General features: G+C 60.6%; 1 protein-coding gene. It reads left to right on the forward strand.

What is annotated here, in order from left to right; translation table 11 throughout:
• A partial coding sequence (locus SCA31_RS23005) for a UDP binding domain-containing protein (protein WP_410699354.1) occupies positions 1-284 on the forward strand: 284 nt, incomplete at both ends.

The raw sequence follows: 284 nt of genomic DNA on the forward strand, positions 1-284 counted from the left end.
TATCTTGCAGCCGGGGCCAGGGGTCGGTGGCCACTGCATCGCAGTCGATCCGTGGTTCATTGTCGCTGCGGCGCCCGAAGAAGCGCGTCTGATCCGCACCGCGCGGGAAGTTAACGATGCCAAGCCCAGATGGGTCGTGGACAAAGTACTCCATGCGCTCGAAGGCCTGCCAGCTGATGCGGAAGTAGGGCTACTTGGTTTAGCTTTCAAGGCCAACATTGACGATCTCCGCGAATCACCGGCCATAGCAATCACTGAGACATTGGCGGCCGAGCTCGGTGGCC

The sequence above is a fragment of the Chryseobacterium sp. SIMBA_028 genome (assembly GCF_046535285.1).
GTDB lineage: Bacteria > Bacteroidota > Bacteroidia > Flavobacteriales > Weeksellaceae > Chryseobacterium.